Origin of the sequence: uncultured Lutibacter sp. (assembly GCF_937891065.1) — a bacterium.
GTDB lineage: Bacteria > Bacteroidota > Bacteroidia > Flavobacteriales > Flavobacteriaceae > Lutibacter.
This window is the reverse complement of sequence record NZ_CALAEQ010000061.1, coordinates 1-6,496: the sequence shown is the minus strand read 5'-3', so window position 1 is coordinate 6,496 and position 6,496 is coordinate 1. Positions and strand designations below refer to the sequence as shown.

The window sequence follows — 6,496 nt, the reverse complement described above, 5'->3', positions numbered from 1 at the left end:
ATTAAAAAATTAAACTCGATTTAAAACAGCACAGTATACAACACCTCATAAAATTTATGCTTACTTTTAAACTAAACAACGAACCGACAAACATTCAACTAACAATTTGTACGATTGGAAAATCGCAGATTTTCCAATCGTACAAATTTTAACACTTATTCTTTTTCACTTATTAAAATCAGAAAAATGACTAAAAAAATCTATTATTTATTTTTACCAATACTCTTGCTGAGTTTCGCTAAGAAACCACTGTATAATGATCCTATTCCCACCCATGATAATTTTTCTATAGATTCAAAACACGTTAATGAAACAAGAATTATAAATGTTTGGACACCACCAAAATATAAAGAAAATAACGATACTTTACCCGTGCTGTATATGCCAGATGGTGGTATAAAAGAAGATTTTCCACACATTGCAAATACAATTGCCAAACTTATTGAAAACAAAAGTATACCGCCAATTATTCTTGTTGGAATAGAAAATACTAAAAGAGGAAGAGATTTAACCGGTTTTTCAGAAGTTGAGGAAGATGCTAAGTATTGCCCATTGACAGATGGTGCAAAAAATTTTCGTGAATTTATTACAGATGAATTATGTACAGAAATAAGCAAAAGATACAGAATCACAAACCAAAAAGGTATTATCGGAGAATCCTTAGCAGGTCTTTTTGTAATGGAAACATTTTTTTTAAAACCTGATGCATTCGATTTTTATATAGCAATGGATCCTTCAATTTGGTGGAATAACCATTATTTAGAAAGAAAAGCAAATGAATATATGGCCAACTTTCCAAACAAGAAAACAAAGCTTTGGTTTGCAGGTTCAAGTGCAGAAGATATCTCAAAATACACTAACAGCGTTGCAAAAACTTTTCAGAATAATGCCCCTAAATCATTGATATGGAAATATTCAGACGAACCGAATGAAAAACATAATACAATATTTCGTGCAACTAAAGAGAAAGCCTTCATTTGGATATTAAATGTGAAAGAGAATGAGTGACAACATTGCACATGAAAAGCTAAGTTCCAATTTGCTTAGATTTATATTGTAAATAAAACCATTAATAATTTATAGTATGTTTAATGATTTGGAAAATAAATTTGTATGAGCCTTGGAAACTTGACCCTCTTATTTGAACAAAGCTAATTAATTTTGTAATGTATTATGAGAACTTGGTCCGAGTGCAAAACTTATCACTAGAATTAAAAGATGAAGATATTAGAAAGTGAAAATTATCACAAGGTGACTAATCATTTAATGAGTATAAAGATTAACAATCTATTTGCTCGTTCAGTCATTGAAAAAAGAATATCAGGAATGGTATTTGTTGATAATATAGAGAATCCAAAAACATTCTACGTAGTTCATCCTTACGGTATGTCATTGCTATTTGGAGATTCAAAAAATATCGATTTCAATAATGAATTCCTAAATTATTCTATAAACATTAATAGAACAAGAAATAAACACGAATGGATGCAAGCTTATTCAAATGATTGGGATAAAGTTCTTTCTGAACTTTATGGCAACCGCATGATTAAGTCCACGGAGAATAAGGAATTTATTGAAATTGGAATTGTCGAACTTAACACAAGGGTTAACTTTAAAATTAATAGAGAAAAATATATTTCAAATAAGAAAATGAATCTGCCGCAGGATTGTGAAATTGAGAGAACTGATGAACAAATATATAATGAAATGAAGGGTAGCGTCATTCCATCTAATTTTTGGGATAATGTAAATGACTTTATTGAAAATGGTATAGGATTCAGTTTATTATATAAAAATCAATTAGCTGCAACTGCTTATTCTGCGTTTATACATGATAAGAGGTTAGAGATCGGTATTGAAACTATCTCAGATTTTCAAGGAAAAGGATTTGCTCAATTAGTATGTTCAGCATTAATTGATTATTGCTTCGAAAATGATTTTGAACCTGTATGGGCCTGCAGATTAGAAAATGTAGGTTCATTTAAATTAGCTGAGAAACTTGGATTTGAACCTATCTCTGAGATACCCTATTATAGATTAAGTAGATAAACTCAATTCATATGTGACAAGTACAATGCCAGCAAAATAAAAGGTAATTAAGGTTGAAGATGAAGCGACAGCAATAAGACTGGAATTTGAGTTTCGACTAAAAAATGAAATAGGAAAAATGTAGTATTTTTCTAATGCAAGAAATAATTAAAAAGAAACCATAAATGAATTCGATTGAAATTATAGTACAAAATTTTTCTGAAATAAGAAGACGAAGCATTAAACTTTGGGAAGGAATTCCTGATAATTATCTAAACTGGAAACCAGATGAAGAAGCGTTTTCAGTTATAGAAATGATTCGTCATGTTTTAGAAGGCGAGCATCTATTCCATAAAATAATTGAAAACCGTGGGAATTTAGGTTCTTATGAATCGCCTTGGAAAAATTTAAAATATGCTAATCTAAAAAACGAATTGGATATTGCAGAAACCTATCATGTTGCCTTTTTAAAAATGATAAAAGGATTACAAGAATCCGATTTAGAAATGATTAGAATAGTGAGAAGTGAGGTGAACCAAAATAAAAGCCTAGGCGATTATTTAAACAGAATTGCTTACCATGAATCTGTTCATACTGGACAACTATTAGGATATTTAAGAACCATTGGAATTGATAGACCACAAATTTGGGATTGATTATACCAGCTAAACAATATAGATTTGATAACAATAAATGGTATGGCTTTATGAAGACATGAAGAATACGAATGAAAGATATAAAAGTTGGGATTATTAAATATGATAAGAATAAATTTAGAAAAGCTAAAGGAATCTCATAAGACAGATTTATTAAACTATAATTTGCTGGAAGGTCAAGATAAGTTTACTGCCATACCTAGTATTGTATTTGAAAGAATTAGCAAACGGGAGAATATTGGTGACTTCACAGCTATTCCTGTAACAATTATTTATGATAACATTCCAGTTGGGTTGTTTGTCTTAGATTTTGGTAATGATAGATTCGTATTTACTGAAAATAAGAACTCTATTTTATTAAAGGCTTTATCCATTAATCCTAAATATCAAGGCAAAGGTATTGCGAAAAAAGCAATGGAACTTATTCCTAATTTTATTAATGAAGGTATTGGTTTTTCTGATATTGAAGAAATCGTTCTTGCAGTCAATATTAAAAATAAAAATGCCTATCGCCTTTATAGGAAAGTTGGATATTTTGAAACTGGACAAGCTATAATAGGAAATTTCGGTTTGCAAAGAATTATGAAATGTGAAATTTAATATAGTTTCAAATAAAAAAAATACATGGAAACAAAGAATTTAAAAAGTATTGAAAGAATAGCAAGAGTGTTTTTAATTCTTCTGCTAATAGTTGGTGCATCCTATAAATTAATGGATTTAGAAAATTTTGTTACTTATTACGAAGGTTTGTTTACTAAAAGTTATGTGTTTAAACTTCCTAGAGGCTTAATCTTAGTTCTTTTATATGTTATGCCATTTTTCGAGTTATTAATTGGGTTTTTGTTAATATTTAGTAAAACAAGATTTTTTGGGTTATATGGTTATTTAATTTATATAATGACCATGATGTTGGGTGAATATTTCATGGATAATTTCCATAATGTCAATGGGACTCTAGATTATATGTTTATTGGTTTTTTATGTATTTTACTTCCCACTCATAAATCTCTATTTAAGAACCATAAAAATTGAGAAACCACAAATTTGGGATTGATTATAATTGTTAAATAAATAGATTTGATAACAGTAAATAGTATGACTTTATGACGATATGAAGAAGAATAATGAGAGATATAAAGTTGGGATTATTAAAAAAATGCACATATACACAAGTTGTGTACAATACGTCACAAACTCGCAAGTTCAATAAAAATAGAATATGACATTTGAAGAAATATATCAAAGTTCAAAAATCATCCTGACAGAAGGAGCATTAGTTGAAAGACTAAAATCTGAATTTAATGCTGAAATGGATGATTGGATTAATCACGCAGGCTTTATTTATACTCATCCAGAATCACTTGAATCATTATATAGACAATATATTAAAATTGGACAGAAATTTGATTTGCCGATAATGATTATGACTCCGACACGAAAAGTAAATTTTGAGTCGTTAAATAGTTCTTCGTTCAATGGCAAAAACCTTTTTGATGATTCATGTACATTCCTGAATCGAATAAAGAAAAGCTATAACAAATATTCAGAAAAAATTCTTGTTGGTGGATTATTGGGTTGCAAAGGAGATGCGTACAGCGGTGAAAAAGTTCTTGGGATAAAAGATGCTTATCTATTTCATAGACAACAAACAACACAATTCACAGAAAAAAACATTGATTTTTTGTTTGCGGGAATAATGCCTGAAATGAATGAAACTATTGGTATGGCAAGGGCTATGGCTGAAACTAATATCCCTTATATTATAAGTTTCATGTTAAAAAAAGATGGTTGCTTAATGGATGGAACAATTTTATCTAAAGCAATTGAAATAATAGATAAAGAAGTATTTCCAAGCCCAATTTGTTATATGACAAATTGTATTCATCCAACTAACTTAATTCATGGAATAATTCAAGAAAAAAATAGGAATAGTCAGTTTTTAGAGCGTTTTAAAGGTATTCAATCTAACACTTCAATTTTGACCCCTGCGGAACTAAATAATTGCAACATACTACAACAAGATGATTTAAAAAAAATAATTAGGGAAATGTGCTTTCTAAAAAATGAGTTTAATTTTAAAATTTTTGGCGGTTGTTGCGGTACAAACGACAAGTTTATAAAATCACTTACAGAAAAAATAACAAGTACTGTGCATGACAATGTATAAAAATAATAGTCGAAAGAGTTGTAAATTCATGGGGTGTAGCCCGCTTCAAATTTCTTGTAACTTGACAGGAATGAAACCCAAAATCGGCTACTATTATACGAACCGTTAGTTGTAAATAATCGCTAGACAAACAGGAATTAAATTTAATTAATGATATGTATTTAATAGTTTGGAAATATAAAATAAGTAATAAAAATCAGTTGGAGTTTGAGTCTGAATATGGAAAGGGAGATGTTATTTGGGAATTTCAAACTATTGGTTGTAAAACTGATACTCTGAATTTTTTTAATAGTAGCGGTGAAATTGATCCAGAAATAAGAACTGAATTAACAAAAGACATAAGCGACATGCCAACATTATCTTCTCTTTATAGAGATGTTTTTATTAACGCAGGAGCAATTTTATCCTCACCTGTAATATCAAATCAAGTGATCTATTTTGGAAGTTCTGATGGTTATATTTATGCAATAACAGATAAATAAGATGCTTCATTCAACAATTTAACGAAACAGATCTAAAACCAATTCCTATTTGAACCTACCAATGATATAAACCATTTAAAGGTTGAACTTTTGGGATTGATGATACGAGTTCCCAAGCATAAAAAAAGAAAAAAGAATGAAACTATCAGTTAGAGAAATGGAAAAGAGTGATATTGAATCAATAGTTGACTATTTTTTCAATGCTGATTCAGAATTTCTAAAGGGAATGGGAGCAGATAAAAAAAAGCTTCCTGAAAGATCGGAATGGATTAAAAAGCTTAATTCAGAATATGAAAAACCATTTAAGAAAAAGGAATTTTATTATATAATATGGCTAATAAATGGGAAACCATCTGGTCACTCAAATATTAATAATATTTACTTTGGTAAAACTGCAACGATGCATTTACATCTATGGAAAAATGATTTTAGAAAAAACGGATTAGGTTATAATTTTCTAAAACAGACAGCACCTTTGTATTTCAAAAATCTGAGATTAGAAAAATTGATTTGCGAGCCATATTCAGAAAATATTGCACCGAATAAAGTATTGAAAAAGGCAGGATTCAAATTTATTAAATCATATGAGACGATTCCAGGGTGGATAAATTTTAGTCAAATCGTAAATAGATATGAAATGACTAAAATTTACACTTAAATTTAAACTAAATACAACTAGGCACACACAACTTTAAAACGGAGCATTTACAAATCGGTAACTGAAATAATTACAATGGACAAGAAAACACAACCTACAATGAAAGCTTTTGGATTAATTGAAAAACCAGAAATTGGCAATATTCCTAATGAAATACAAGAATTAATCCTACCTATTCCACAAATAAAAGAAGACGAAGTGCTCGTGCAAATAATGGCATCTGCACTACATATAGATGATATTGCTGTTGCACAAGGAACCGCAGTTGGTCGGTTTTTAGGCCCCAAAGTGGTCTCAAATGAAGCTCCTTTTATAATGGGTTCAACTTTTTCAGGGGTTATTACAGCTATTGGAAATAAAGTAAAACAATTTAAAATTGGTGATGAGGTTATTGGAATTCCAAGTAAAACTGGAGAGAGTGGCTCTTGGGCTACTTATAGAAGTATAAAACAAATGAATATTCGCTTAAAACCAATAGAATTGTCACATAAAGAAGCTGTCTCGT

At 29.5% G+C, this 6,496-nt stretch carries 9 protein-coding genes; all 9 read left to right on the top strand.

Annotated elements, in window-relative coordinates; all coding sequences use genetic code 11:
• Positions 1 to 186: 186 nt before the first annotated feature.
• The gene (locus tag Q0352_RS03785) at positions 187 to 1,008 is read left to right on the top strand and encodes an alpha/beta hydrolase-fold protein (RefSeq protein WP_299523875.1); all 822 of its coding nucleotides are present in this window, start codon (positions 187 to 189) and stop codon (positions 1,006 to 1,008) included.
• A 210-nt stretch (positions 1,009 to 1,218) separates the two neighbouring features.
• Positions 1,219 to 2,049, top strand: a complete 831-nt coding sequence (locus tag Q0352_RS03780) for a GNAT family N-acetyltransferase (protein ID WP_299523872.1) — start codon at positions 1,219 to 1,221, stop codon at positions 2,047 to 2,049.
• 164 nt (positions 2,050 to 2,213) lie between these two features.
• Positions 2,214 to 2,684 carry a DinB family protein gene (locus Q0352_RS03775; RefSeq protein ID WP_299523869.1) on the top strand — a complete coding sequence of 157 codons (471 nt, stop codon included), beginning with the start codon at positions 2,214 to 2,216 and terminating at the stop codon, positions 2,682 to 2,684.
• An 87-nt stretch (positions 2,685 to 2,771) separates the two neighbouring features.
• Positions 2,772 to 3,284 (top strand): GNAT family N-acetyltransferase, encoded by a 513-nt coding sequence (locus Q0352_RS03770; protein WP_299523866.1) that lies wholly within the window; start codon positions 2,772 to 2,774, stop codon positions 3,282 to 3,284.
• Positions 3,285 to 3,308: 24 nt separating this feature from the next.
• Positions 3,309 to 3,716 (top strand): MauE/DoxX family redox-associated membrane protein, encoded by a 408-nt coding sequence (locus tag Q0352_RS03765; RefSeq protein ID WP_299523863.1) that lies wholly within the window; start codon positions 3,309 to 3,311, stop codon positions 3,714 to 3,716.
• Positions 3,717 to 3,903: 187 nt separating this feature from the next.
• On the top strand, positions 3,904 to 4,851 hold the full coding sequence (locus tag Q0352_RS03760) for a homocysteine S-methyltransferase family protein (protein ID WP_299523861.1): 948 nt from the start codon (positions 3,904 to 3,906) through the stop codon (positions 4,849 to 4,851).
• A gap of 155 nt (positions 4,852 to 5,006) precedes the next feature.
• A complete protein-coding gene (locus Q0352_RS03755; RefSeq protein ID WP_299523858.1) occupies positions 5,007 to 5,333 on the top strand; it encodes a PQQ-binding-like beta-propeller repeat protein in 327 nt (108 codons plus the stop codon).
• 136 nt (positions 5,334 to 5,469) lie between these two features.
• Positions 5,470 to 5,991, top strand: coding sequence for a GNAT family protein (locus Q0352_RS03750; RefSeq protein WP_299523856.1), 522 nt, complete (start codon positions 5,470 to 5,472; stop codon positions 5,989 to 5,991).
• Between the two features lie 75 nt (positions 5,992 to 6,066).
• On the top strand, positions 6,067 to 6,496 hold a 430-nt coding region (locus Q0352_RS03745; protein ID WP_299523853.1), incomplete at its 3' end, for an alcohol dehydrogenase catalytic domain-containing protein.

Coding starts and splice junctions, on each gene's coding strand:
- Q0352_RS03750 (WP_299523856.1), top strand. CDS start 5,470: ATGAAACTATCAGTTAGAGAAATGGAAAAGAGTGATATTGAATCAATA.
- Q0352_RS03760 (WP_299523861.1), top strand. CDS start 3,904: ATGACATTTGAAGAAATATATCAAAGTTCAAAAATCATCCTGACAGAA.
- Q0352_RS03785 (WP_299523875.1), top strand. CDS start 187: ATGACTAAAAAAATCTATTATTTATTTTTACCAATACTCTTGCTGAGT.
- Q0352_RS03780 (WP_299523872.1), top strand. CDS start 1,219: ATGAAGATATTAGAAAGTGAAAATTATCACAAGGTGACTAATCATTTA.
- Q0352_RS03775 (WP_299523869.1), top strand. CDS start 2,214: ATGAATTCGATTGAAATTATAGTACAAAATTTTTCTGAAATAAGAAGA.
- Q0352_RS03765 (WP_299523863.1), top strand. CDS start 3,309: ATGGAAACAAAGAATTTAAAAAGTATTGAAAGAATAGCAAGAGTGTTT.
- Q0352_RS03755 (WP_299523858.1), top strand. CDS start 5,007: ATGTATTTAATAGTTTGGAAATATAAAATAAGTAATAAAAATCAGTTG.